Below are 26,006 nucleotides of genomic sequence, written 5' to 3'. Positions count from 1 at the left end.
GCCGCTGCGGGGAAGCCCCCGGCGGACCAGATCCCGGGGCTATAGCTCAGTTGGTAGAGCGCTTGCATGGCATGCAAGAGGTCAGGAGTTCGATTCTCCTTAGCTCCACAAACGCGAGGGCGACTCGTGTCCGCGGACAGCGCGGACCGGGTCGCCTTTGTTGTTCTTGCGCGGCTTCGCCGCGCGTGGCGGGGGCTTCGCCACCCGCACCCCCTGGTGGCGTGCCCCCTTTCGATCGGGGTGGGGTGCCCACTCTCGGTCTTGGTGGCGTGTCCTCTTTCGGTCTTGGTGGGGGTGCCGTCTTTCGTTCTGTGGACGGCGTGAGGGGGCTCCGGTGCCTTGCGGTACCCTGACCGCATGCGTGCCGTACGCCTTCTGCTTAGCAGGCCGCGCTGATCAGTCCCGACCCCCTGTCACCGGGGTCGGAATCGGCGCGGCCTCCCCTCCTGTGCGAGGGGTTTTTTCGTTTCGAGCGCTGCGCCTGAGCGCTGACGACCGCTGGGCAGAGACGACCGATGGAGCTTTGAGGACGATGAGCGAGAAGACCACCGCCGCCGAGACCGCGGCCCCCCATCGCTATACGGCGGCCCTGGCCGCCGACATCGAGGCACGCTGGCAGGACTTCTGGGACAAGCACGGTACCTACGAGGCGCCGAACCCCGGCGGCGGCGACCTGGCCGGCGACGCCGCGCAGGCCGCGAAGCCCAAGAAGTTCGTGATGGACATGTTCCCGTACCCGTCGGGTGCCGGGCTGCACGTCGGGCACCCGCTGGGGTACATCGCGACGGACGCCTTCGCGCGCTTCCACCGGATGACCGGGCACAACGTCCTGCACACCCTGGGCTTCGACGCGTTCGGCCTGCCCGCCGAGCAGTACGCCGTGCAGACGGGCACCCATCCGCGTACCTCCACCGAGGCCAACATGGTCCAGATGAAGGCGCAACTGCGCCGTCTGGGCCTGGGCCACGACCAGCGCAGGTCCTTCGCGACCATCGACCCGGACTACTACCGGTGGACGCAGTGGATCTTCCTGCAGATCTTCAACTCCTGGTACGACACGGAGGCCGACAAGGCCCGTCCGATCGACGAGCTGGTCAAGCAGTTCGAGTCCGGCGAGCGGGAGACGCCCAAGGGCACGGCCCCCTGGAGCGAGCTGGACGAGCGTGAGCGGGCCGACCTGCTGGGCGAGTACCGCCTGGCCTACGCCTCGGACGCGCCGGTCAACTGGAGCCCCGGTCTGGGCACGGTGCTGGCCAACGAGGAGGTCACCGCCGACGGCCGTTCCGAGCGCGGGAACTTCCCGGTCTTCAAGGCGAACCTGCGCCAGTGGAACATGCGCATCACGGCCTACGCCGACCGTCTGCTGAACGACCTGGACGCGCTGGACTGGCCCGAGGCCATCAAGCTGCAGCAGCGCAACTGGATCGGCAGGAGCGAAGGCGCCCGGGTCCGCTTCCCCCTGGGCGACGACGCGGTCGAGGTCTTCACCACCCGCCAGGACACCCTGTTCGGCGCCACCTACATGGTGCTGGCCCCCGAGCATCCGCTGGTCGACGGCATCCTGCCGGAGGCCTGGCCGGAGGGCACCCACGAGGTGTGGACGGGCGGTCACGCGACCCCGGCGGAGGCCGTGTCGGCGTACCGCGCGCAGGCCGCCGCCAAGTCGGACGTCGAGCGCCAGGCCGAGGCCAAGGACAAGACCGGCGTCTTCACCGGCGCGTACGCGCTGAACCCGGTCAGCGAGGAGCGGGTGCCGGTCTTCATCGCCGACTACGTGCTGATGGGGTACGGCACGGGCGCCATCATGGCCGTGCCCGCGCACGACCCCCGCGACTTCGCCTTCGCACGCGCCTTCGAGCTGCCCATGCGCTGCGTGGTCGAGCCCTCCGACGGGCGCGGGCTGGACCCGTCCACCTGGGAGGACGCCTTCGGCTCGTACGACGCCAAGATCGTCAACTCCAGCGACCACAACGTCTCCCTGGACGGCCTGAACGTCACGGAGGCCAAGGAGCGCGTCACGGAGTGGCTGGAGGAGAAGGGGATCGGCGAGGGCACGGTCAACTTCCGGCTGCGCGACTGGCTGTTCAGCCGCCAGCGCTACTGGGGCGAGCCCTTCCCGATCGTCTACGACGAGGACGGCATCGCGCACGCCCTGCCCGAGTCGATGCTGCCCCTGGAGCTGCCGGAGGTCGAGGACTACTCCCCGCGGACCTTCGACCCGGACGACGCGGACACCGAGCCGGAGACCCCGCTGTCCCGGAACGAGGAGTGGGTCCACGTCACCCTGGACCTGGGCGACGGCAAGGGGCCGCGGCGCTTCCGCCGGGAGACCAACACCATGCCCAACTGGGCGGGTTCGTGCTGGTACGAGCTGCGCTATCTGGACCCGCACAACAGCGAGCGCCTGGTCGACCCGGAGATCGAGCGGTACTGGATGGGGCCGCGCGAGGGCCAGCCCACCGGCGGCGTCGACCTGTACGTCGGCGGTGCCGAGCACGCCGTGCTGCACCTGCTGTACGCGCGCTTCTGGTCCAAGGTGCTGCACGACCTGGGCCACATCTCGTCGGCCGAGCCGTTCCACAAGCTGTACAACCAGGGCATGATCCAGGCGTACGTCTACCGTGACGCCCGCGGCATCGCCGTACCGGCCGCCGAGGTCGAGGAGCGCGACGGCGCGTACTTCTACCAGGGCGAGCCGGTCTCCCGTCTGCTGGGCAAGATGGGCAAGTCCCTGAAGAACGCGGTCACTCCGGACGAGATCGCGGCCGAGTACGGCGCGGACACCCTGAGGCTGTACGAGATGGCCATGGGTCCGCTGGATGTCTCGCGCCCCTGGGACACGCGTGCCGTGGTCGGCCAGTACCGGCTGCTGCAGCGGCTGTGGCGGAACGTGATCGACGAGGCGACCGGCGAGGTCACCGTCGTCGACGCGGAGCCCGACGAGGACACGCTGCGGGCGCTGCACAAGGCGATCGACGGCGTCCGCCAGGACATGGAGGCGATGCGCTTCAACACGGCCATCGCGAAGATCACCGAGCTGAACAACCACGTGACCAAGGTGCGCGAGGTGCCGCGCTCGGTGGCCGAGCGGATGGTGCTGCTGATCGCGCCGCTGGCCCCGCACATCGCCGAGGAGCTGTGGCGCAGGCTGGGCCACGACAGCTCGGTGGTCTACGTGGACTTCCCGGTCGCCGACCCGGCCTACGTGGCGGACGAGACCGTGACCTGCGTCGTCCAGATCAAGGGCAAGGTCAAGGCCCGCCTGGAGGTCTCCCCGTCGATCTCGGACGCCGACCTGGAGGCGCAGGCCCTGGCCGAGCCGGCCGTCGTCGCGGCGCTGGGCGGCGCGGGGATCCGCAAGGTCATCGTCCGCGCGCCCAAGCTGGTGAACGTCGTACCGGCCTGACGGCGCCCCCTTACGGGGCGATTGCGGGGGCGGTCGGGGTTCCGAGGAACCCTGCACCGCCCCCGCCCGTTTACGCTGGACGGAACGACGACGGAAGACGGACCGGCACCCGGCGGGCCGTCGCAGGACCGTCGTCCCGTCAACCGGCGCGGACGGACGAAGGAGCGGCCGTGGAATTCGTCATCGGCCTGGTGGCCGTGCTCTTCGTGCTCTTCGTCGTGCTCGGAGCGGTCGTCACGGTGCGGACGGTCCGCGCGGTCAAGCGCGGCGTGGAACGCACGGGAGCTCAGGTCAGGAACACGGTCGAGGAGACCAGCCTCAAGGCCCGCAGCATGCAGCCCGGCCCCGTCGGCGAGGTCGCCCGGGTCCGGCTGGAACTGCGCTCGTCCATCGACAGCACGCGCCGCGCCCTGGAGACCGCCGCCTCCGACGATCCGTCGCTCCAGGAGGCCATCGGCCTGCTGGACAGGCTCCACGACCACGCGCGCCAGCTCGACCGCGAGCTGCGCGTCCTGATGGAGCGTGAGCCGGACCGGGCCCGCGTCGCCGAGCGGCTGCCGGACGCGCGGGAGCGGATGACGGCGATCAAGGAGTCGTCCGACCAGCTCCGCTTCGCCGCGCAGGACCGTGCCCGCCGTGCCGACCCGGAGGAGCTGTCCTCGCTGCGCGAGCAGATCGAGATCGAGTCGGGCGCGCTGCGCCACTGGGAGCCCGCCGAGCCGCCGCGCACCGGGGACGAGGGCGAACGCGCCGTGGGTGAGGGCGTCAAGCCCCTGCACCTGCCGGAGGAGCCGAAGCGTCCGCTGCCCGGCGGCTTCGAGAAGCGTCACCCCCGGAGCGCCCCCTGAGCGGCGCCGCCACGGATACGCTCCTGCCCATGTCCCGTCCTGTGTCCCCTCATGTCGCGATCGTCACCGATTCCACGGCGTATCTGCCGCTCGCGCAGCGGGAGCGGCACCGCATCCACGCCGTGCCGCTGACCGTCGTCCTGGGCGACGAGGCGCTGGAGGAGGGCACCGAGATCTCGGCCCGCTCCCTGGCGGCGGCCCTGCGGGAGCGGCGGCCGGTGACCACCTCGCGGCCCAGCCCGGAGACGTTCGCGCAGGCGTACCGCGCGGCGGCGGAGGACGGCGCGGACGGGATCGTCTCGCTGCACCTGTCGGCGGAGTTCTCGGGCACGTACGACGCGGCGGTGCTGGCCGCGCGCGAGGCGCCCGTGCCGGTGCGGGTCGTGGACACCGGCGTGGTCGCCATGGCGCTGGGCTTCTGCGCCCTCGCGGCGGCGGAGACGGCGGAGGCGGGCGGCTCGCTGGACGACGCGGTCGCGGCGGCCGAGAAGCGCGCCGAGGGCACCTCGGCGTACTTCTACGTGGACACGCTCGACTATCTGCGGCGGGGCGGCCGGATCGGCGCCGCCCAGGCGCTGCTCGGCTCGGCGCTCGCGGTCAAGCCCCTGCTCGAACTGGACGAGGGCAGGATCGGGCTGCTGGAGAAGGTGCGGACGGCGTCGAAGGCCATCGCCCGGCTGGAAGAGATCGTGGTGGAGCACGCGGGCGACGCCACCGTGGACATCGCCGTCCACCATCTCGCCGCGCCCGAGCGCGCGGAACAGCTCTCCGAACGGCTCCGCGAGCGGGTCCCCGACCTGCGCGAACTGCATGTGAGCGAGGTCGGCGCGGTCATCGGGGCGCATACGGGGCCGGGGCTGTTGGGGGCTGTGGTCTCGCGGCGGTAGGGCGGGCACCGCTGGGCACTGTCCCTCGTGTGGGTGGCGAAGTTATCCACAACTGCGGGGTTTTCCCCGGGAATTGAGCAAGATCACTGAAGGGTGCGGGGCGTCCGTAGCGTCTGCCGCATGAATACGCGATCACGTCACCGTGCACAGCCCGCCGCCCCTGACCTGGCCACGGAGCCCGCTCCCCGGGCCCCTTCCCGGACGGGGGCCCCTGCAAGGACGAGGCGGCGACCGCCCTCGCGTCCCCCGGGCGGACCCCGCGCGCATACCGGCCCCGGGCGCCACGACGCCCGCCACCGCCGCCTGTCCCGGCGAGGCCGGTCCGAGGACCTCGTCGGCGGCCCGGGGGAGAGGGCCGCGTCCCTCCTCGCCGGACCGCCACCCTCCCTCGGCGCACCTCCGCCCGAGGTCATGCCCCGCGCCGAGGCCATCGCCGCCGCCCGGGAGGCGGTGCGGCAGAGCCGGCTGCGCCGGGAAGGCGAGGGCGAGCGGAGCTGGGCGAGGGAGCATGAGCGCAGGTCTGAGCCTGACGGGACGCCCGAGACGGGCCCGCCGCGCGGTGAGGAAGTGCGGAGCCCGGAAGCCGAGTCCGGCGCGGGGCTCCCCGCCCGGGAGCGGGCGCGGCTCGCCGTGCGGGAACGGCTCCCGTTGTGGCTCCAGTTGAGATGCGGGATGGAGCTCAAGACGCTGGTGGCGCTGGGGCTCGTGCTGCTGATCGCCGTCGGCTTCGCGGTGCACCACTTCTGGGCGGGACGCCCGCAGAGCGTCGCCCCGCCGGAACGGTCCCGGCCCGCGCCCGCCGCCTCGGCCGCCGGAGAGGGGCCGCCGGGCCTGGCGGCCAAAGGCGGGGTCGGGGCCGCGGGCGGGGCTGCTCCGGGACGCCGCCTCGTGATCGACGTCGCGGGGAAGGTGCGCGAGCCCGGGGTGCACCGGCTGCCGTCGGGATCCCGCGTCGCCGACGCCCTGCGCGCGGCGGGCGGACTGCGGAAGGGCGCCGACACCGGCACGCTGAACCGGGCCCGGCTCCTCGTCGACGGCGAGCAGATCGTCGTCGCGGGGCGCGGCAAAGGGGGCGCCGCGGCGATGCCCGCACCCAGTCCGGGGGCCCCGGCGGCGCCGGGCGGCACGGCGGGCCCGGACGGGAGCGGGGCCGGGGCGGCGTCCGGCGGCCCGGTGAGTCTGAACTCCGCGACGCCGGAGCAGTTGGAGACCCTGCCCGGGGTCGGGCCCGTGCTGGCCCAGCACATCATCGAATTCCGCACCGAGCACGGCGGGTTCACCTCCATCGACCAGCTCCGCGAGGTCAACGGGATCGGTGAGAAGCGCTTCGCCGACATGAAGCCCCGGGTGACGCCGTGACTCCCCGAAGGCCCCTGGTCCCCGGGGCGCCCGCGACCCCCGCGAGAACCAGGGCGGCCGTTCACGCGGCGGCACCGCGCCCGCTGGGCGCCGCCGATCCCCGGCAGGGCGGGCCCAGGGACCTGCGGCTCGTGCCGCCCGCGCTCGCCGCGTGGGGCGCGGCGGCCGTCGCGCTCGGGGTCTCCGGCACCGTGACGGCCGTCGGAGCGGCCCTGTGCTGCGCGACGGCGGTGCCGCTGCTCGTCGTGGCCGCCCGCGGCGGGCCCGTCGGGGCGCACGGCGCCGGGGGACGCGGCGGACGGCACGGGGCGGTGCTGGTGGGGGCGGCGGTGACGTTGCTGTGCGCCGCGGCCGGAGGCGCCGCCGCGGGGTTGTACGCGGCGGATCTGCGCAGGGGCCCGCTGCCGCAGCAGGCGGAGCGGTTCGGGCAGGCCACCGCCGAGGTCGAGGTCACCGGTGACCCACGGCTCTCCCGGCCCCGCGTGCGCGGAGCACAGCAGGCCGAGCGCCTCGTCGTGATCCCCGCCGAGACGGTCCGGACGAAGACGGGCGACGGGGCCGGCACGGTGCAGCGGGCTCCTGTGCTGCTCCTCGTCACGGACACCCAGCACGCCGAAGAGGGCAAGGACACGGCCCGGGGACGGGCCTCCTGGCTGCGGCTCCTTCCGTCCACCCGGATCGAGGTGGAGGCTCGCCTGGCGCCGCCCGCGCGGGACGGGCCGGGTGGTCAGGACATCGCGGCCGTGCTGCGCGTACGGGGCGAGGAGGCGCCCCGCGTGGTCACCGGGCCCAGCACGGCGCAGGTCCTCGCCGGAGAGCTGCGGGCCGGACTGCGCACCGCGAGCGCCGGGCTCGGCGCCGACGCCCGGGGCCTGCTGCCGGGCCTGGTCGTGGGGGACACCTCGCGGATGTCGCCCGCGCTGGACGAGGCGTTCAGGACCACGGATATGACGCACCTGCTCGCGGTCAGCGGCGCCAACCTCACGATCTTGTTGGTGCTGGTCATCGGCCCTCCCGGGCTCGCGCACCGGGTCGAGCGGCGTGGGCTGGCGCCTCGGCTGGGGGTCCCGCTGCGGAGCACGGCGGTGCTGGGCGCGCTGCTCACGCTCGCGTTCGTGGTCGTGTGCCGCCCGGAGCCCAGCGTGCTGCGTGCGGCGGCATGCGGGCTGATCACCGTGCTCGCGCTCGCCACGGGCAGACGGCGTTCGCTGCTCCCCGCGCTGGCCGGGGCCGTGCTCGCGCTGGTGCTCTACGATCCGTGGCTCGCGCGGGACTTCGGGTTCCTGCTGTCGGTGCTGGCCACCGGTTCGCTGCTGACGGTGGCGCCGCGGTGGAGCGAGGCCCTGCGCCGCAGGGGCGTTCCGGGGCGGCTCGCGGAGGCGTTGGCCGCGGCGGGGGCGGCGCAGATGGTGTGCGCTCCGGTGGTGGCGGTGCTGGCGGCGCACGTCAGCCTCGTGGCCGTTCCCTGCAATCTGCTGGCCGAGTTCGCGGTGGCGCCCGCGACGGTGCTGGGGTTCGCGGCGCTGGGCGCGGCGCCGTTCGCGATGCCGCTCGCCGAGGCCCTCGCCTGGCTGGCGAGCTGGCCGGTCGAGGCGATCGCCACCCTCGCACGCACCGGGGCGCGGCTGCCCGGCGCCGAGATCGACTGGCCGGGCTCCTGGGCGGGAGCCGCGCTGCTGGCGTTGCTCACGGTCACGCTGCTGGGCCTCGCGGCGCGGCTGAGGCTGCCGTACCGCCCGTGGTGGTGTGCCGCGTGCGCCCTGCTGCTGGTGCTGGCCGTGGCGCGGCCCGTGCCGCTCGTCCGGCCGCTGACCGGCTGGCCGCCGCCGGGCTGGCGCCTGGTGGTGTGCGACGTCGGGCAGGGCGACGCCCTCGCGCTGGCCGTGGACGGGAAGGAGGGCGGGGGAGGGGGCGCCGTGGTGGTGGACGCGGGGCCCGATCCCGCCGAGGCCGACCGTTGTCTGCGCGAACTGGGCGTGCGGGAGATCCCGTTGCTCGTGCTGACGCACTTCCACGCCGACCATGTGGCGGGTCTCTCAGGAGTGCTGCGGGGCCGGGCGGTCGGGGCGATCCAGACGACCACGCTCGAAGAGCCGCCCGGGCAGGCCGGGTTCGTGCGGGAGACGGCGCGGCGGGCGCGCGTTCCCGTGGTCACCGCGGCGGCGGGGGAGCGGCGCCGCGCGGGAGACCTGCGGTGGGAGGTGCTGTGGCCGCCCGACTCCGGGGGCCGAGGTGCCGGGGTCCCGGACGTGAGCGGCGAAGGTGCCAACGATGCGAGTGTCGCGCTCCTCGTCCGCACGGCGGGGATCAGCCTGCTGCTGGCCGGTGATCTCGAACCGGCCGCGCAGCAGCGGATGCTGGCCGCCTGGCCGGGGTTGCCGCCCGTCGATGTGCTGAAGGTGGCGCATCACGGTTCGCGGTTCCAGGACCCGGCGCTGCTCGCCAGGACGCGTCCCCGGGTGGCGCTCGTATCGGCGGGCGCGGACAACCCGTACGGGCATCCGTCGCCGCAGACGTTGCGGGCGCTGCGGGACGCGGGGGCCGTGGTGGGGCGGACGGATGAGAACGGGGCGCTGGCGCTGGTGCGGAGGGACGACGGTTCCCCGGCGGTGGTCACGGAGCGGGGCAGCCCGCGTGCGAGGGGGCCCTGATGCCTGACGGAGGTTCCGGGGTGCGGATCCGGGGGCGGAGCCTCACGGGGTCCGTTGGCAGACGCGTTGGTTCTCCAGAGGAGCGCAAGGGAGGTGTCCGTGCTTTTCCATGAGGTTGCGGCCGGTGTCGCCGTTCATGTAGTCGAGGAACTTCGAGGTGAGGGAGCTGGAGGGCGGCGAGCCGTAGGTGTAGGCGTGCTCGGGTTCCCAGAAGGGGTACGCGCCCTTGCGGACGGCGTCCGGGGACGGCTGGTGCCCGTCGAGTCCGGCGAGGCGGATGCCGTCGGCGCGGGAGGCGGAGCGCAGTTCGGCGTAGCCGATCGCGCCGGGGACCTGGCGGACGGTGCGCAGCACCTGGGTGGTGCTGTCCAGTTCGCAGCGGATGACGGGGGCCTCGGGCGAGTCCTTGCGGCGGCAGTCGCGCGAGGAGTAGGCGGGCTCCAGCCGTCCCAGTACGCGGCTCTGGAAGACCCCGCGCGTCCCGGAGCCGGCGTTCCTGCTGACGAGGCGGACGGGGAGGGAGGGGCCGCCGAGCTGCTCCCAGTTGGTGACCTTGCCCTCGTAGAGGCGGCGGACGTCGGCGCGGTCGAGGCTCAGCGGGCGGGGGCTGACCTTCTCGTTGACGACGAGGGTGAAGACGGAGAGCGCGGTCTTGTGCTCCTTGAGCTTCGGGTAGCCGTCCGGCTTGGGGCCGTCGGAGAGCGCGAGGCGCGCGGGGAAGTCGCCCTTCGCGTCCTCGCCCGCCTGCTGGAGCTCGCGGATCCCGGCGCCGCTGCCCTGCGCGGCCACGGAGATGTCGACGCCGGGGCACTCCTTCTCGTAGGCCTTGGAGAGGTCCTTCATGACGGGGGCGAAGGCCGTGGAGCCCAGGACCGTCAGGGCGCCCTGGGCGCAGCCGCGCGGCGGGGGAGGGGAGTCGCCCCAGATGCGGATGCCGATGGGTTCGAAGACGAGGAGGAGCACGAGGCCCAGGACGAGGCCGAGGACGCGGTTGCTGGGGCGCGGGTTCTTCTGGTTCTCCCGGACCTTCCCCTCCTTGATGCGGCCGCTCACCTCGGGCTTGCTGCGGACGCCGGGGCCGGTGAGGAGGACGAGCAGCTTGAAGTGCTCGCCCCGGTTGAGCGGGACCTTGGGGATGGAGATCTGGTTGCCGTCGTAGCGCAGCCCGGGATTGTCGGGGGTGGAAGGACTGGAGGGGCTGTCGGGGGCGTCGAGGCTGTCGCTGTCGGGCGGGGCGCCGTTGGTGCCGGGGGCGGGCGGGCTGAGGTGGTGGAGCAGGTCGTGGTGGCTCGGCTCGGTGACGGCGACCTCGCGGACAGTGCGGTCGGGGAAGGTGGCCGTGAGGCCCGCGTGCTCGCCCTCGGGGGTGGTGAAGTAGTCGCCGTTGTCGACGGTGCGGAAGCCGTCGTTCTCGATGCGCAGCAGGACCAGCGAGGCGCCGGTCATGTCGGGCGCCGTCTCCAGGAGGCTGAGGCGCTGGGCGCCGCGTCCGTTGGTGGAGTCGTTGTCGATGAGGGTGTCCATCTGGACGCGGTAGCCGATCCGCTTCTGGCCCGGCATGAGCCGCTCGTACCAGAGCACCCCGAAGGTGGCGAGCACACCGAGCGCCGCCAGCACGTTCTCGGGGCTGAGCCAGTCCATGAGGGGCCTCGCACGAATGACCGGTCCGGGAGATGTCAAGGTACGAGCCGGTCAGGCTCGGCGGGCGCGAAATCCCCCGCCGTCAGCGGAAGTTCGCCGGGCGGTCGCCGTCGCGTCGACGGGGCGTGCCCGGCGCGTGACCGGAGTGCGGCCGGAGCGCGTCAGTCCCGTTCGAGCCAGCCGTCGTGGGTGGCGGCGAGGGCGTCGAGCTTCTCGGGGTCGTACGTGCCGCGGGGGTCCTCCAGGACGACGAGCCACTGCGCGTCCTCCGCGTCGTCCTCGCCCGCCAGCGCCTCCCGTACGAGCTGCGGCTCCTCCGCCAGCCCGAGGAGGTCCTCCAGCTCCTCCGCCACCTCTTCCGCCGCGTCCCGGTCCGGAAGCACCAGCACATGTCGTACGTCGCTCACCCGGGCATTCTCGCAGGGCCGCTCCGCCCCGGAGGAGCGGCTCGGGGCCGGGCGCCCCGGGGCCCGGCTGCTCGGGACCGCGCGCCTCGGGACCGGGCGCCTCGGGGCCGGGCGCCTCGGGGCTGGCCCACTCCGGGCGGGGCTGTCGGTGGGGCGTGGGATGCTTGACCGCGATGGCTGCGCGAAAGAAGACGACAGAGGACCCGCTCGCTCCCGTGACCCTGACGGTGGGGCAGGAGGAGCTGCTGATCGACCGTGCCGTGCAGCAGGTCGTCGCCGCGGCCCGTGCCGCCGACGCGGACACGGACGTGCGGGACCTCGCCTCCGGGGAGCTGCAGCCCGGCACCCTCGCCGAGCTGACCAGCCCCTCGCTCTTCGCGGAGCGGAAGGTCGTCGTCGTGCGGGCCGCGCAGGACCTGTCGGCGGACACGGTCAAGGACGTGAAGGCGTATCTCGGCGCCCCCGCCGAGGAGATCACCCTGGTCCTGGTGCACGCCGGTGGTGCCAAGGGCAAGGCCCTGCTGGACGCGGCCCGCAAGTCGGGGGCGCGCGAGGTCGAGTGCCCGAAGATGACCAAGCCGGCCGACAGACTGGCGTTCGTGCGGGGAGAGTTCCGCACGCTGGGCCGGTCCGCGACGCCGGAGGCGTGCCAGGCGCTGGTCGACGCGATCGGCAGCGACCTGCGCGAGCTGGCCTCCGCCTGTGCGCAGCTCACGGCGGATGTGGAGGGCACGATCGACGACGCGGTCGTCGGGCGGTACTACACGGGAAGGGCCGAGGCCTCCAGTTTCACCGTGGCCGACCGCGCGGTAGAGGGCCGTGCCGCCGAGGCCCTGGAGACGCTCCGCTGGGCTCTGGCGACGGGCGTCGCGCCCGTGCTGATCACCAGCGCCCTCGCGCAGGGGGTCCGTTCCATCGGCAAGCTCGCCTCGGCCCCGCGCGGCGCCCGCCCCGGCGACCTCGCGCGCGAGCTGGGCATGCCGCCCTGGAAGATCGACCGGGTCCGGCAGCAGATGCGGGGCTGGTCGGCGGACGGGGTGGCGACGGCTCTGCGTGCCGTGGCCGAGGCCGACGCCGCGGTGAAGGGGGCCGCGAGCGACCCCGAGTACGCGCTGGAGCGTGCGGTCGTCACGATCGCGGGCGCGGCCCGTTCGCGCTGAGCCGGGGCGTCGCCCCGCCGCTCACGCCGGAGGCGGCGGCAGCGGCGGACACGGCGGCAGAGGCGGTGGCGCGGGCGGTCCGTGGGCCGGCGCTCCGGGTGCGGGCGGCGTCACTTCTTGAGGGCGTCCAGTGTCGCCTTCATGTCGGTGGTCATCAGCGTCCGCAGCTCCGTCTCGGAGAGCGACTCCCCGTCATTGGGGCCCGACGCGTAGTTGCTCCACTCCAGGGCGCCCTCGAACCAGCCGTCCCGTACGGCGAGCCGGGCCCAGCGCACGGTGTCCCCGCCCTGCGACTTGTCCACGACCAGGAACGCCTCGTCGCCGATCCCGCCGATCTGCCGGACCCGGTAGACCGAGGTGTCGTCGCTCCGGTCCGTGTACGCCTTCAGACGGGGGGCGAACTCCGGCTCGGGGTCGGTCTTCTTGTGCCAGTCGCCGGTGAAGTTCACATAGGTGCGTGCGGTGTCCGAGCCCGAGGACTTCAACGTGACGCCGCAGTAGGCGGAGGAGAGCGCGGGGTCCTTCGAGCGGTACGAGGTGGGGTCGCCGCTCTCCTCCGAGTAGCGGGCGGCGAGGGCCGAGCGGTCGAAGGGCTCGCACATGTCGGAGGGGAAGGAGTATCCGGCGAGGTCGGCCTTGCCGTCCCCGGAGCCGCTCTCCTCGAAGCCGCCGGTCGCCAGCAGGGACCCGGCCCACACGGCCGAGGCGAGCAGCGCTCCGCCGAGCGCCCAGGCCCAGCCGGGCACCTTCCGGCGCGAGCGTACGGCCGCCAGCGGCACCGTTCCGGGGGAGCCCTGCGCGTACGCCGCCTGGGAGCCGGTGTACGGACCGTAGGGGCCCGGCGGCGCTCCGGGGAGCGGCGTCTGCTGAGGCCCGCCCGGTGCGGCCACGGCCTGGCCCAGCGGCTGTGTGTAGGGGTTCCCGGCACTCGGCTGCCCCTGCTGACCCTGCCCCTGACCTGGCTGAAGGGGCGGCCCCAGGTAGCTCGGCTGTCCCGTGGGCTCCGGCCCCCCGGTCTGCCCGGCCTGGCCCGGATGCCCCGGCGGCCCCTGCTGGAGCGGCGGCCCCTGCTGGAGCGGCGGCCCCAGATAGCTCGGCTGCCCGGTGGGCTCCGGCCCTCCGGTCCGGCCCGGCTGACCAGCCATTCCCGGCCCCCCGGCATGGTCCGGTCCACCGGCACCCCCCGGCCTCCCGGCCTGCCCCGGCCCACCGGCACGGTCCGGCCCACCGCCATGGCGGCCCGGCCGGTCCGGCTCGTCCGGTCGGCCCGAATGCGGATGCTCCCCCGGATGCGACATGACAGTAAACGTACCCACGCATGCCCGAGACCCCGCCTCCAGCCCTGGGGAAAGGGCGGAGACGGGGTCTCGGGGTCACGCTGTGGACACCGCACCCGCGTGGCGAACGCAGGCCGCGTGCGGTGCCGGGTCGATCACGAGCTCGGGCACGGGGCGGATGAGAGAGGGCCCGCCGGAGGTGTGCCGGAGCGGCAAGCGGAAGGTCAGCCGTTGAGCGAGGCGACGTGCTTGGCGAGCGCCGCCTTCTTGTTGGCCGCGTTGTTCTTGTGCAGCACACCCTTGCTGGCGGCCTTGTCGAGCTTCTTCGCCGCGACCTTCTGCGCCTCGGCGGCCTTGGTCGCGTCACCGGCGGCCACGGCCTCGCGGGTGCGACGGATCGCGGTCTTCAGCTCGGACTTGACCGCCTTGTTGCGCTGGCGGGCCTTCTCGTTGGTCTTGATCCGCTTGATCTGGGACTTGATGTTCGCCACGAATGAGCCTTTACGGTTCGGGATTCTTCCGTCTCGGCACCCCGTCCTGACGGACGAGGCACCTGGTGAGTGCCATAAGGCACAGTCGCCCAGGCTACCAGCAGGGCTTCCACCCTCCCAATCCGGTCCGCGCCCCCGGCGCATGGGACGATGGAGGGGCGACATACAGCTCCATACAGCATCACAGCCCCGACCCGACAGACCAGACCCGACAGGACACTGCGTGCCCGCGACCCCTTCGAACGCGCCGGAGCCGAGCCGTACCGACCCGGCGCTGATCCGTAATTTCTGCATCATCGCGCACATCGACCACGGAAAGTCGACGCTTGCTGACCGGATGCTCCAGCTCACGGGCGTGGTCGAGCAGCGGCAGATGCGCGCGCAGTACCTCGACCGCATGGACATCGAGCGCGAGCGCGGCATCACGATCAAGTCCCAGGCGGTACGGATGCCGTGGGCGCCGAGCGAGGACGCGGGGACGCCGCACATCCTCAACATGATCGACACCCCGGGGCACGTCGACTTCACCTACGAGGTCTCGCGTTCCCTCGCGGCCTGTGAGGGCTGCATCCTGCTGGTCGACGCTGCGCAGGGCATCGAGGCGCAGACCCTCGCGAATCTGTACCTGGCGATGGAGCACGACCTCACGATCATCCCGGTGCTCAACAAGATCGATCTTCCGGCCGCGCAGCCCGAGAAGTTCGCCGCCGAGCTGGCGCACCTCATCGGCTGCGAGCCCGGGGACGTGCTGAAGGTCTCCGCGAAGACGGGCGAGGGCGTCGAGGAGCTGCTCGACGAGGTCGTGCGCCAGGTCACGCCGCCGGTCGGCGTCGCGGACGCGCCGGCCCGCGCGATGATCTTCGACTCGGTCTACGACGCGTACCGGGGCGTGGTCACGTACGTGAAGGTTGTCGACGGCAAGCTCAGCAAGCGCGAGCGCATCCGGATGATGTCGACGGGCGCCACCCACGAGCTGCTGGAGATCGGGACGAACTCCCCGGAGATGACCCCGGCCGACGGCCTGGGCGTGGGCGAGGTCGGCTATCTGATCACCGGCGTGAAGGACGTCCGTCAGTCCAAGGTCGGCGACACGATCACCCAGCTCTCCAAGGGCGCCGAGAACCCGCTGCCGGGTTACAAGGACCCGAAGCCGATGGTCTTCTCGGGCCTGTATCCGCTCGACGGCTCGGACTACCCCGAGCTGCGCGACGCGCTCGACAAGCTGCTGCTCAACGACGCGGCGCTGACGTACGAGCCCGAGACCTCGGCGGCGCTCGGCTTCGGCTTCCGCGTGGGCTTCCTCGGCCTGCTGCACCTGGAGGTCATCCGTGAGCGCCTGGAGCGCGAGTTCGGCCTCGACCTGATCGCCACCGCGCCCAACGTGATCTACCGCGTGGACATGGAGGACGGCACCGAGCACCTGGTGACCAACCCCAGCGAGTTCCCCACCGGCAAGATCGACACGGTGCACGAGCCGGTCGTGAAGGCCACGCTCATCGCGCCCAGCGAGTTCATCGGCGCGATCATGGAGCTGTGCCAGGGGCGGCGCGGCAGCATGCTCGGGATGGACTATCTCTCCGAGGACCGCGTCGAGCTGCGCTACACGCTGCCGCTCGCCGAGATCGTCTTCGACTTCTTCGACGCGCTGAAGTCCAAGACCCGCGGCTACGCCTCGCTGGACTACGAGCCGACGGGCGAGCAGACCGCCGACCTGGTCAAGGTCGACATCCTGCTCCAGGGCGACAAGGTCGACGCGTTCTCCGCGATCGTCCACAAGGAGAAGGCGTACGCGTACGGGACGCGGATGGCGAACAAGCTGCGGGAACTGATCCCCCGGCAGCAGTTCGAGGTGCCCATCCAGGCGGCCATCGGCGCCCGCGTGATCGCCCGCGAGACCATCCGCGCCATCCGCAAGGACGTCCTCGCGAAGTGCTACGGCGGTGACATCTCCCGTAAGCGGAAGCTGCTGGAGAAGCAGAAGGAAGGCAAGAAGCGGATGAAGGTCGTGGGGCGCGTGGAGGTGCCCCAGGAGGCGTTCATCGCGGCGCTCTCGTCCGACGACAGCGCCGGCGAGGCCAAGGCGAAGAAGTAGCCGCAGAAGTAGTCGCCTCGTTCGGCACGCCCTTCACAGACCCGGCCGCAGCCCCTTACGTACGGGGGCTGCGGCCTCTAGTCTGATCACTGCTCAGTAGTTACTCGTGAGTCAATTAGCCTGAGTCAACCAGACAGGATGCGGGCCCCGGAGGATGGCGTGAGCGACACACAGTCCCTGATCGAGAACCGGCCGCCCTCCGTGGCGACGCTCTTCCTGGAACGCGTCGAGGCCACCCCCGACGCCGAGTCGTTCCGCTATCCCGTGCCCCCGGCCTCGGGCGAGGGGCCCGACGAGTGGCGTTCGTACTCCTGGAGCCAGGCCGCCGAGCGCGTGTTCGCCATCGCGGCCGGGCTGATGGACCTGGGCGTACGGCCCGAGGAGCGGGTCGGCATCGCCTGTGCCACCCGCGTCGAGTGGATCCTATGCGACCTCGGCATCCTGTGCGCGGGCGCGGCCACGACCACCGTCTACCCGAGCACCAACGAGGAGGAGACGGTCTACATCCTCTCCGACTCCGAGAGCCGGGTGCTGCTCGCGGAGAACGTGGCGCAGCTCGCCAAGGTCCGCGCGCACCGCGCCGACCTTCCCGACCTGGCCCACGTCGTGCTGATCGAGGGCGAGGTCCCGGAGGAGGACGCGCGGGACGGCTGGGCGCTCAGCCTCGCCGAGCTGGAGCGGCGCGGCGCCGCGTACCTGGAGAAGAGCCCGGACGCCGTCCGCGACACCTGCCGCGCGCTCCGCGCGGACCAGCTCGCCACCCTCATCTACACCTCGGGCACCACCGGCAAGCCCAAGGGCGTACGGCTGCCGCACGATGCCTGGTCGTTCATGGCCAAGTCGATCCGGCAGACCGAGCTGATCGGCCCCGAGGACGTGCAGTACCTGTGGCTGCCGCTCGCGCACGTCTTCGGCAAGGTGCTGATCTCCGCGCACATCGAGGTCGGCCATGTCATGGCCGTCGACGGCCGGATCGACAAGATCATCGAGAATCTGCCGGTCGTCCAGCCGACGAAGATGTGCGGCGTCCCGCGGATCTTCGAGAAGGTCTACAACGGCGTCGCGCAGAAGGCCCGCGCCGGGGGCAACGCGAAGTACAAGATCTTCCAGTGGGCCGCCGAGGTCGCCCGCGAGTACGCGAAGACCGTCCAGGACAACCAGCGCCGCACCGGCGAGCCCGTCGCCCCCACCGGGCTGAAGATGAAGCACGCCATCGCCGACCGGCTGGTCTACAGCAAGCTGCGCGAGGCGTTCGGCGGCCGCATGGTCGGCTGCATCTCCGGCTCCGCCGCGCTCGCGCCCGACCTGGGCTACTTCTTCGCCGGCGCCGGAGTCCCCGTCCTGGAGGCCTACGGGCTCACCGAGAGCTCCGCCGCGAGCTTCGCCAACCGCCACGACACGTACCGCACGGGCACCGTCGGCAAGCCGTTCCCCGGCGTCGAGGTGCGCATCGCCGACGACGGCGAGATCCTGCTGCGCGGCGCCAGCATCATGCAGGGCTACCACGGGCTGCCGGAGAAGACCGCCGAGGTCCTGGAGGAGGACGGCTGGTTCCACACCGGCGACATCGGCGAGCTGTCCGACGACGGCTACCTCAAGATCACCGACCGCAAGAAGGACCTGATCAAGACCTCCGGCGGCAAGTACATCGCGCCCACCGAGGTCGAGGGGCAGTTCAAGGCGATCTGTCCGTACGTCTCCAACATCCTCGTCCACGGCGCCGACCGGAACTACTGCACCGCGCTCATCGCCCTCGACGAGCCGTCCCTGATGAGCTGGGCGGAGCAGCAGGAGGCCCTCAAGGGCAAGCCGTACGCGGAGGTCGTGGCCTCCGAGGAGGTGCGCTCGCTCATCGACGGCTACGTCGAGGAGCTGAACGCCGGGCTCCAGCGGTGGCAGACGATCAAGAAGTTCCGCGTCCTGCCGCGCGACCTCGACATCGAGCACGGCGAGCTGACCCCGAGCCTCAAGCTCAAGCGGCCCGTGGTCGAGCGGGAGTTCGCCGGGCTGATCGAGGAGATGTACGAGGGCGCGCGCGAGAAGTAGCCGCACGCCCAGCGCGGCGGGGAACTCTCAGCGGTCCTCGCCGCGCAGTTCGTGCAGCGCGTCGGCCAGTTCGGCGATGCTTCCGGCGAGCGCCGCGGTCTCCGTGTCCTCCGCGAGCTGCCGCTCGACGTCCGCCAGGCGCCGCGCGAACTCGTCCAGCCGGTGCTGCTCGTCGTCGAGCAGCTCCTGCAACTGGCGGTTCTTGCGGTGCAGTTCGAGGAAGACGGCGACCTTGGTGCGCAGCACCCAGGGGTCGAAGGGCTTGGTGAGGTAGTCCACCGCCCCCGTCGCGTACCCCCGGAACGCGTATCCCGGGTCGTTCGCCGTCTCGGCGCCGGTCAGGAAGATGATCGGGATGTCCTTGGTCTGGTCGAGCCGCTTGATGTGCGAGGCGGTCTCGAAGCCGTTCATCCCCGGCATCAGGACATCCAGAAGGACGACGGCGAAGTCCTGCCGCAGCAGCGCCTTCATCGCCTCCTCGCCCGATTCCGCGCGCACCAGGGGCACCTGGAGCGCGGCGAGCACCGCCTCCAGCGCGACGAGATTGTCCTCCATGTCGTCGACCAGCAGGATGCTGGCGTCCAGGTCGCGGGGGGCCGTACGGCCGGTGATACCGGTGGTCATCGCCTCTCCGTGGAGGAGTGTGGATCGAGCAGGGCGAGCACCGTACCCAGCAGCCGGTCGATGTCAACAGGCTTGGGCACGTACGCGGACGCCCCGGAGGTCAGTGACTGCTCGTCGTCGCCCGGCATGGCCTGCGCGGTGAGCGCGACGACGGGCAGATGGGCGAAGCGCGGGTCGGCGCGGAGCGTACGGATCGCCTCGTAGCCGTCCAGCTCCGGCATCATGATGTCCATCAGCACGAGATCCACGGCGGGGTCCGCCACCAGGGTCTCGATGCCCTCGCGGCCGTTCTCCGCGTAGCGCACGGACATGCCGACGCGGCCCAACACGTGCGTGAGCGCGAAGACGTTGCGGATGTCGTCGTCCACGACGAGCACCCGTACGCCCGACAGTACCTCGCTCGCCCGTCCCTGTTGCCAGGGAGCGAGACTCGCGACGCCGCGCTCCCCGGGACCACCCCCGGAACCACCCCGGGGCCCATCTCCGGCGCCGTTCCCGGCTTCCGCGGGCCTGTCGCCGCGGACGGCTCTGCCCAGGACACCGTTCACGACCGGATCCGGGAGGCCGCCGCCCTCGGGCAGCGCCGCGGGGACGGTGAACGTGAAGGTGCTGCCCTCGTCCTGCGCGCTCTCCACCGTGATCCGGCCGCCGAGCAGGGTGGCGATCTCCTGGCTGATGGAGAGGCCGAGGCCCGTGCCGCCGTACGTACGGTGCGTGGAGCGGTCGCCCTGCTGGAACGCCTCGAAGATCCGCGCCAGCCGCTCGGGCGCGATGCCGATGCCCGTGTCGCTGACGGTGAAGGCCACGGCGCCCTGCCCGGCCACCTCCGCGGCGGTGACCCGGAGTTCGACGCGGCCCTCGGATGTGAACTTGAAGGCGTTCGAGAGCAGATTGCGCAGCACCTGCTGGATCCGCCGCTCGTCGCTGTACAGCTCGCGCGGGACGGTGTCGGCCACGTCCACCGTGAAGCCGAGCCCCCGGCTCAGCGCGAGGGGGCGCGCGGTGTCGTGCACGTACGTCAGCAGCTTGAGCAGCGCCAGCCGCTGCGGACGCACCTCCATCCGGCCCGCCTCGACGGTCGAGAGGTCCAGGACGTCGTTGATGAGCTGGAGCAGGTCGGTGCCGGAGCGGTGGATGGTCTGCGCGAAGCGGACCTCCTCGTCCGAGAGGTTGCCCGACTCGTTGTCGGCGAGCAGCCGGGCCAGGACGAGCAGGGAGTTGAGCGGAGTGCGCAGCTCGTGCGACATGTTCGCGAGGAACTGCGTCTTGTACTCGGACGAGGCCGCCAGCAGCGCCGCCTTCTCCGACAGCTCGGTGTTCGCGCGGATGGTGTGCAGGGCCACGCCCATCGTGTGCATGAACTGGTCGAAAAAGGCGAGATGGATGTCGCTGAACGGGCTGAAGGAGGCGAGTTCGAGCACCCCCAGCACCCGGTCCTGGTACATCAGCGGGAGGATCACCACGCACGCCGGGGGAGCGGAGCCCAGGCCCGAGGCGATGGGCAGATAGCCGGTCGGTACGTCCGTCAGCAGCAGCCGCCGCTTCTGCGCCGCGACCTGCGCCACCAGCCCCTGTCCCGGAGCCCCCGGCACCAGCCGCGCGTCCTGCTCGAACGCCGAGGTGCCGTACCCCGCGACGTACGAGAGCCGGGGCGGGCCGCCCTGCTCCCGCCGCGCCGCCGGGACCGTCGGGGCGGCCGGGGCCGCCGGGACGGGCGGGAACGCCGGGGCGCGTCCGTCCGCGCCCGCGCCCCTGGGGCCGCCGGCCGCCTCCGGCCGCGCCGCGAGGTCACCGGAGAGGTACAGCGCGCCGTACTGGGCGCTGACCAGCGGCGGAAGCTCCCGCATGATCATCTCGGCGACGTCCCTGATGTCCCTGCGGCCCTGCATCAGCGCGGCGAGCCGGGTCAGGTTGGACTCCAGCCACTCCTTGGCACGGGTCGTCTCGCGCAGGTCCGAGACCATGCGGTTGACCGCCTCTGCGGCGTCGCGCCAGCTCCCCGACAGGCCGCGCAGCGAGGTGTGCGGCTGCGGCGGGCGTTCGGTCTCCGTGTCCTCCTCGCGCCCGGCGCGCGTCACCTCGCTGGTGAAGAGCGCCAGTTGGCCCGTCACACGGTTCACGGTGCGGCCCAGGCGGCGCAGTTCGCCGCGGACGGGACGGTGGCCGTCGTACTGCTCGATGCGCTGCGAGAGGTCGCCCTCGGCGACGGCGGTGAGCACCCTGGTGGCCTCGGCGATGGGGTAGGTGACCGCGTCCAGCAGCGCGTTGGCCGCGTCCACGCTGTCCGCCCACATGCCCGGGCCGGGGCTCGCGGTGATCCGCTCGTCCAGCCGCCCGTGCCGGATCACCTCCAGCTTCACGCGCACCAGTTCGGAGGCGAGGTGCTGGAGCCGGGCGGCCAGACAGTTCACGGCATCGGCCAACGCCCGGTCCTGGCCGAGGTCGTGGGGAGCGCCGCCGGTGTCCTCCCCGGGCACCGGGGCCGCGGCGCGGCCTGGCGTGACACCGTCCGGCCCGGCGGCGCTGTGCGATACGTCGTCCGCCGCGACGCGCGCCCGGAAGTCCCCCTCGCACAGCGACCGCAGAGTGGTCAGCACAGGATGGACAAGCGGCGCGGACGGGGCGGACGGGACGGACGGTCCGGAAGACTCGGAAGGCAGGGCAGACATGGCTCAATTCCCACCACTTCCGTTACTCGGTGCGTATGAGCGCGCCCAGTCTGTCACTCTTGCCCTACTGCGCTGAGCGCAATGGCAGAACTTTGGGGAGCAGCGGTGGGGATGGGAGCCAGGAGGCGCGGGGAGGAAGGCCGGGCCAGAGGGCCGGGCGACGCCGCGCTCCAGGGGGAATCACGCGTTCCGGGAGCACGCGAGCCGGGCGGCACGGTCCGCAGCGCGTGCACGGAACTGCCGGGCAACGCGCTGGCGGCGGCCGCCGCGCGCAGCTTCGTCGAGGCCGCGCTCCGCGAGTGGGGGCTGCGCGGCATGCTGGTGGACGACGCGGTCCTGCTCGTCAGCGAGCTGGTGACGAACGCCGTCGTGCACGCGGGCACCGCCGTCGACCTGGAGTGCCGCCAGGCGAACGGGATACTCGTCGCCGAGGTCTCCGACCGCCACCCGGCGCGCGCGGTCCTCGCGCGCGCCGACGAGGGGCACGGCTACGGCCTGCGGTTGATCTCGGCGCTCGCCAAGGAGTGGGGGATCAGCTACCGGAAGGACCGCAAGACCGTCTGGTTCCGGCTGGGGCCCGCCGGACGGGGCCCGCACGGGTCGTACCACGACGACGAGGACGGCGGCGCGGAGCTGGGGCACGCCGGATACCTCGCGCCGGGGCACGGGCCCCGCGCGCCGGGAGAGCACCGGGCGCCCCGCCTCACGCGGCCGTACGCGGCGGCGGAGTGGACCAGCCATGGGGCGCTCTCCTTCCTCGCCGAGGCGTCCGACCTGCTCGCTGGTCACACCGACGAGGACAAGGTGGCCTCGCTGGCGGGCCAGTTGATGGTGCCCCGGTTCGCCGACTGGTGCGCCGTGTGGCTGGAGGACCCGGACGAGGGGGCCGTCCCCCGGCTGGCCCGGGTCTGGCACGCGCAGGAGGACCGCATCGAGGAGTTGCGGGCCGAGCTGCAGAAGGACCCGCCTGCGCTGACCGCCCGCTCCCTTCCCGGGCAGGCGCTGCCCTGGCGGTGGCCCACGGGCGCGGCCTCGACCGCGCCGGGCGGCGCGTCCGCCGCGTGCCGCCTGGTCGTCGGCGGACGGGTCGTCGGCACGCTTCTGATCGGCCGTGCGGGCCTGCTGCGCATCCCCGACGAAGTGATGGGCCTCATCGAGGACTTCGCGCGCCGGGTGGCGCTCGCCGTGCTCTCCGCGCGCCGCTACACGCGCCAGGCCACCATCAGCCAGATCCTCCAGCGCGGCCTCCTGCCCAGCGGCGAGGCGGCGATCCCGGGCCTGGACACGGCAGTCGTCTACGAGCCCTCGGGCGAGGGGGCCTGGGCCGGCGGCGACTTCTACGATCTGCTCGAACTCCCCGACGGCCGCTGGCGCTTCGCCCTCGGCGACGTGCAGGGCAACGGCCCCGAGGCCGCCGTGGTGACCGGCCTCGCCCGCCCCGTCCTGCGGCTGCTCGCACGCGAGGGCTTCTCCGTCACCGAGACCATGGACCGGCTCAACCGGGAGATCGGCGAGCAGGCACGCTTCCTCTCGCTCCTCTACGGCGAGCTGTCCTTCCGCCCCGAGGACGAGGGCGGCGTGGACTGCTCCGTGGTCTGCGCGGGCCACCCGCTGCCGCTGATCCGGGACGCCGCCGGGGGAGTGCGGGTCGCGGCGCTGCCGCAGATCCTGCTCGGCGTGATGCGGGACGTCGCCTACGACTGCCAGCTCTTCACGCTCCAGCCGGGCGACACGATGCTGTGCGTCACCGACGGCGTGACCGAACGGCGGTCCGGGAGGCGGCTGTTCGACGACGGCGACGGCCTCGCGACCGTCCTCGGCACCTGCGAGGGCCTGGACGCGGCGGCCACGGCCGAGCGCGTCCGGCGCGCGGTCCACGACTTCGCCCCGGGCCGCCCGACGGACGACCTCGCGCTGCTTGTGCTGAGGGCTCCTGCCTGAACAGGGCCTGCCCGGCGCATTCCGGTGCGCCCTGTGCCTTTCGGGCTGCGCCCTGTGCCGGGGGCCGGGACTGGGGTGCCCCCCCCGCCTGTGCTTTGCGGGCTGCCGCCCGGTGCGGGCCCCCGGGGGTCCCCCTGCCTGTGCCTCGCGGGGTGCGGCTGGTGCCGTTGTGCCCGGGCACGGGGTGCCCCTGCCTGTGCTTTGCGGGGCGCGACCGCGTTGTGGCCGGTCGCGCAGTTCCCCGCGCCCCTTCGGGGCACGGTCGGTGCCCGGCACGACCGTGGCTGCCCCCGCCTGTGCCTTGCGGGGTGCGGCTGCGTCGTGGCCGGTCGCGCAGTTCCCCGCGCCCCTTCGGGGCGCGTCCGCGCGGGTCAGTCCACCAGGTCGCGGACCACCGCGTCGGCCAGGAGGCGGCCGCGGAGGGTGAGGACGGCGTGCCCGCGCTCGTACGGCTCCGGCTCCAGCAGGCCCTCGTCCCGGGCGCGGTGTGCCGCCTCGGCGCCCGTGGGGGCGAGGAGGGAGAGCGGGCAGCCCTGGGAGAGGCGCAGCTCCAGCAGGACGCGCTCCACGCGCCGGTCCTCGTCCGTGAGGACCTCGCGTCCGGCGCCCGGCGAGCGCCCCTCGGCCAGGGCGCGCGCGTACGCGGCGGGGTGCTTGACGTTCCACCACCGCACGCCCCCGACATGGCTGTGCGCGCCGGGACCGGCGCCCCACCAGTCGGCGCCCGTCCAGTACAGCTCGTTGTGTCTGCAGCGGGCCGATCGGTCGTCCGCGGTGGCCCAGTTGGACACCTCGTACCACTCCATGCCCGCCGCCGACAGTCGTTCCTCGGCCAGCAGATAGCGGTCCGCGTGCACGTCGTCGTCCGTCATCGGGACCTCGCCCCGGCGGATGCGGCGTGCGAGCTGCGTGCCCTCCTCGACGATCAGCGCGTACGCCGAGATGTGGTCGGGGCCCGCGCCGAGAGCCGCGTCGAGCGAGGCCCGCCAGTCGTCGTCGGTCTCGCCGGGCGTGCCGTAGATCAGGTCGAGGTTCACATGGCCGAATCCGGCCGCCCGCGCCTCCGCCACGCACGCCTCGGGGCGCCCCGGGGTGTGCGTGCGGTCCAGCACCCGCAGCACGTGCTGCCGGGCGCTCTGCATTCCGAACGAGATCCGGTTGAACCCCGCCTCCCGCAGCGCGGCGAGCGAGGCGGGTCCCACCGACTCCGGGTTGGCCTCGGTCGTCACCTCGGCGCCGTCGGCGAGCCCGAACTCGTCCTTGACCGCCGCCAGCATCCGCCCCAGGTCGGCGGGGTCCAGCAGCGTCGGCGTACCGCCGCCCACGAACACGGTCTCGACGGGCCGGGGGTCGTCCCCCAGCACCTTCCGGGCCAGCCGGATCTCCTCGACGACGGTCGCCGCGTAGTCGTCCCGCGAGGTGCCGCCCAGCTCGGAGGCGGTGTAGGTGTTGAAGTCGCAGTACCCGCAGCGCGTGGCGCAGTACGGAACGTGCAGGTAGAAGCCGAGGGGGCGGTCGGCGGCGCCGTCGAGGGCGCGCTGCGGGAGCGACCCGTCATCGGGCACGGGCTCGCCGTCGGGAAGTGCGGAGGGCATCTCTCCATTGCACCACTCCCGACGACCGTTCCCGCCAGTCGGCCGGAGCGGTCAGTCGGCGGGAGCGGTCAGTCGGCCGGAGCGGTGACGAAGTCGATCAGCTCTTCGACGCGGCCCAGGAGCGCCGGCTCCAGGTCCCTGTAGGTGGAGACGGCGCCCAGGACGCGCTTCCAGGCCGCGCCCGTGTTCTCCGGCCAGCCCAGCGCGCGGCAGACGCCCGTCTTCCAGTCTTGGCCCTTGGGCACGCGGGGCCAGGCGGGGATGCCGAGCGAGGAGGGCTTCACGGCCTCCCAGATGTCGATGTACGGGTGGCCGACGACCAGGACGTCGTCGCCCGTGACCTCGGCGGCGATACGGGACTCCTTCGAGCCCGGCACCAGGTGGTCGACCAGGACGCCCAGGCGGGCGTCGGGGCCGGGGGAGAAGGCGTCGACGATCGCGGGGAGGTCGTCCACCCCCTCCAGGTACTCCACGACGACGCCCTCGATGCGCAGGTCGTCGCCCCACACCTTCTCGACCAGCTCGGCGTCGTGCCGCCCCTCGACGTAGATGCGCCCGGCCCGCGCCACCCGCGCCCGCGCGCCGGGGACGGCGAGCGAGCCGGAGGCGGTGAGCCGCGGCCCCGAGGGCGCGGGGGCGGCGGCGCTCGGCCGGACCAGCGTCACGACCTTGCCCTCCAGCAGGAAGCCGCGGGGCTCCATCGGGAAGACCCGGTGCTTGCCGAAGCGGTCCTCCAGGGTGACCGTCGGGCCCCCGGCCGTCTTCTCGCAGCGGATCACCGCGCCGCAGAACCCGGTCGTGACCTCCTCCACCACGAGGTCCGCCTCGGCGGGCACCTCGGGGGCGGGCTTGCGCCGCTTCCACGGCGGGGTGAGGTCGAGGCTGCGGTAGCGGTCGTTGCGCATGGGGCCA

17 protein-coding genes and 1 tRNA gene are annotated in these 26,006 nt (G+C 72.9%); 10 read left to right on the top strand and 8 right to left on the bottom strand.

Annotated elements, in window-relative coordinates:
* Positions 1-35: 35 nt before the first annotated feature.
* The 6 genes from ABD343_RS26195 to ABD343_RS26170 all read left to right on the top strand — a co-directional run bounded on the left by ABD343_RS26195 (position 36) and on the right by ABD343_RS26170 (position 9,151).
* Positions 36-108, top strand: a tRNA-Ala gene (locus ABD343_RS26195).
* A 424-nt stretch (positions 109-532) separates the two neighbouring features.
* A complete protein-coding gene (leuS, locus tag ABD343_RS26190; RefSeq protein ID WP_344531788.1) occupies positions 533-3,406 on the top strand; it encodes a leucine--tRNA ligase in 2,874 nt (957 codons plus the stop codon).
* Between the two features lie 170 nt (positions 3,407-3,576).
* Complete coding sequence (locus ABD343_RS26185) at positions 3,577-4,254, top strand: hypothetical protein (RefSeq protein ID WP_344531787.1); 678 nt, start codon at positions 3,577-3,579, stop codon at positions 4,252-4,254.
* A gap of 41 nt (positions 4,255-4,295) precedes the next feature.
* Positions 4,296-5,141 carry a DegV family protein gene (locus ABD343_RS26180; RefSeq protein WP_344532247.1) on the top strand — a complete coding sequence of 282 codons (846 nt, stop codon included), beginning with the start codon at positions 4,296-4,298 and terminating at the stop codon, positions 5,139-5,141.
* Positions 5,142-5,552: 411 nt separating this feature from the next.
* On the top strand, positions 5,553-6,500 hold the full coding sequence (locus ABD343_RS26175; protein ID WP_344531786.1) for a ComEA family DNA-binding protein: 948 nt from the start codon (positions 5,553-5,555) through the stop codon (positions 6,498-6,500).
* Complete coding sequence (locus ABD343_RS26170; protein WP_344531785.1) at positions 6,497-9,151, top strand: ComEC/Rec2 family competence protein; 2,655 nt, start codon at positions 6,497-6,499, stop codon at positions 9,149-9,151. Before ABD343_RS26175 ends, ABD343_RS26170 begins: the two co-directional genes overlap by 4 nt.
* 42 nt (positions 9,152-9,193) lie before the next feature.
* Here ABD343_RS26170 and ABD343_RS26165 read toward each other — a convergent pair whose 3' ends face one another.
* Together ABD343_RS26165 and ABD343_RS26160 are read right to left on the bottom strand one after the other, a co-directional pair.
* Positions 9,194-10,792, bottom strand: coding sequence for a PstS family phosphate ABC transporter substrate-binding protein (locus ABD343_RS26165; RefSeq protein ID WP_344531784.1), 1,599 nt, complete (start codon positions 10,790-10,792; stop codon positions 9,194-9,196).
* 161 nt (positions 10,793-10,953) lie between these two features.
* Positions 10,954-11,199 carry a hypothetical protein gene (locus ABD343_RS26160; RefSeq protein WP_344531783.1) on the bottom strand — a complete coding sequence of 82 codons (246 nt, stop codon included), beginning with the start codon at positions 11,197-11,199 and terminating at the stop codon, positions 10,954-10,956.
* A 173-nt stretch (positions 11,200-11,372) separates the two neighbouring features.
* Between ABD343_RS26160 and holA the strand changes: the two genes are divergently transcribed.
* Positions 11,373-12,359: a DNA polymerase III subunit delta gene (gene holA / locus ABD343_RS26155; protein ID WP_344531782.1), complete on the top strand. Its 987-nt coding sequence runs from the start codon at positions 11,373-11,375 to the stop codon at positions 12,357-12,359.
* A 110-nt stretch (positions 12,360-12,469) separates the two neighbouring features.
* On the opposite strand, the gene ABD343_RS26150 is transcribed toward holA, so the two are convergent.
* On the bottom strand, positions 12,470-13,504 hold the full coding sequence (locus tag ABD343_RS26150; RefSeq protein ID WP_344531781.1) for a collagen-like domain-containing protein: 1,035 nt from the start codon (positions 13,502-13,504) through the stop codon (positions 12,470-12,472).
* Between the two features lie 356 nt (positions 13,505-13,860).
* Entirely contained in the window at positions 13,861-14,127 is a 267-nt protein-coding gene (gene rpsT, locus ABD343_RS26145) for a 30S ribosomal protein S20 (protein WP_344531780.1), read from the bottom strand.
* Between the two features lie 223 nt (positions 14,128-14,350).
* Here rpsT and lepA point away from each other — a divergent pair, with 223 nt between their 5' ends.
* Both lepA and ABD343_RS26135 read left to right on the top strand, forming a co-directional pair.
* Positions 14,351-16,219 carry a translation elongation factor 4 gene (gene lepA / locus ABD343_RS26140; RefSeq protein WP_344531779.1) on the top strand — a complete coding sequence of 623 codons (1,869 nt, stop codon included), beginning with the start codon at positions 14,351-14,353 and terminating at the stop codon, positions 16,217-16,219.
* Positions 16,220-16,378: 159 nt separating this feature from the next.
* A complete protein-coding gene (locus tag ABD343_RS26135; RefSeq protein ID WP_344531778.1) occupies positions 16,379-18,265 on the top strand; it encodes an AMP-dependent synthetase/ligase in 1,887 nt (628 codons plus the stop codon).
* 27 nt (positions 18,266-18,292) lie between these two features.
* Here ABD343_RS26135 and ABD343_RS26130 read toward each other — a convergent pair whose 3' ends face one another.
* Entirely contained in the window at positions 18,293-18,889 is a 597-nt protein-coding gene (locus ABD343_RS26130; RefSeq protein WP_344531777.1) for a response regulator, read from the bottom strand.
* A complete protein-coding gene (locus ABD343_RS26125; RefSeq protein WP_425578297.1) occupies positions 18,886-21,183 on the bottom strand; it encodes an ATP-binding protein in 2,298 nt (765 codons plus the stop codon). The genes ABD343_RS26130 and ABD343_RS26125 overlap by 4 nt, the downstream gene beginning before the upstream one ends.
* A 486-nt stretch (positions 21,184-21,669) precedes the next feature.
* Between ABD343_RS26125 and ABD343_RS26120 the strand changes: the two genes are divergently transcribed.
* Positions 21,670-23,499, top strand: a complete 1,830-nt coding sequence (locus tag ABD343_RS26120) for a SpoIIE family protein phosphatase (protein WP_344531775.1) — start codon at positions 21,670-21,672, stop codon at positions 23,497-23,499.
* 371 nt (positions 23,500-23,870) lie between these two features.
* Here the strand turns inward: ABD343_RS26120 and hemW are convergent, their stop codons facing one another.
* Both hemW and ABD343_RS26110 read right to left on the bottom strand, forming a co-directional pair.
* A complete protein-coding gene (gene hemW / locus ABD343_RS26115; protein ID WP_344531774.1) occupies positions 23,871-25,094 on the bottom strand; it encodes a radical SAM family heme chaperone HemW in 1,224 nt (407 codons plus the stop codon).
* A gap of 68 nt (positions 25,095-25,162) precedes the next feature.
* Entirely contained in the window at positions 25,163-25,999 is an 837-nt protein-coding gene (locus ABD343_RS26110; RefSeq protein WP_344531773.1) for a DUF3097 domain-containing protein, read from the bottom strand.
* Between the last annotated feature and the right edge of the window lie 7 nt (positions 26,000-26,006).

Origin of the sequence: Streptomyces albiaxialis (assembly GCF_039530985.1) — a bacterium.
Classification (GTDB): domain Bacteria; phylum Actinomycetota; class Actinomycetes; order Streptomycetales; family Streptomycetaceae; genus Streptomyces; species Streptomyces albiaxialis.
This window is presented reverse-complemented; position numbering and strand designations above follow the sequence as displayed.

Coding starts and splice junctions, on each gene's coding strand:
- leuS (WP_344531788.1), top strand. CDS start 533: ATGAGCGAGAAGACCACCGCCGCCGAGACCGCGGCCCCCCATCGCTAT.
- ABD343_RS26175 (WP_344531786.1), top strand. CDS start 5,553: ATGCCCCGCGCCGAGGCCATCGCCGCCGCCCGGGAGGCGGTGCGGCAG.
- ABD343_RS26165 (WP_344531784.1), bottom strand. CDS start 10,792: ATGGACTGGCTCAGCCCCGAGAACGTGCTGGCGGCGCTCGGTGTGCTC.
- holA (WP_344531782.1), top strand. CDS start 11,373: ATGGCTGCGCGAAAGAAGACGACAGAGGACCCGCTCGCTCCCGTGACC.
- ABD343_RS26150 (WP_344531781.1), bottom strand. CDS start 13,504: ATGGCTGGTCAGCCGGGCCGGACCGGAGGGCCGGAGCCCACCGGGCAG.
- ABD343_RS26130 (WP_344531777.1), bottom strand. CDS start 18,889: ATGACCACCGGTATCACCGGCCGTACGGCCCCCCGCGACCTGGACGCC.
- ABD343_RS26125 (WP_425578297.1), bottom strand. CDS start 21,183: ATGTGGGCGGACAGCGTGGACGCGGCCAACGCGCTGCTGGACGCGGTC.
- ABD343_RS26120 (WP_344531775.1), top strand. CDS start 21,670: ATGGGAGCCAGGAGGCGCGGGGAGGAAGGCCGGGCCAGAGGGCCGGGC.
- hemW (WP_344531774.1), bottom strand. CDS start 25,094: ATGCCCTCCGCACTTCCCGACGGCGAGCCCGTGCCCGATGACGGGTCG.
- ABD343_RS26110 (WP_344531773.1), bottom strand. CDS start 25,999: ATGCGCAACGACCGCTACCGCAGCCTCGACCTCACCCCGCCGTGGAAG.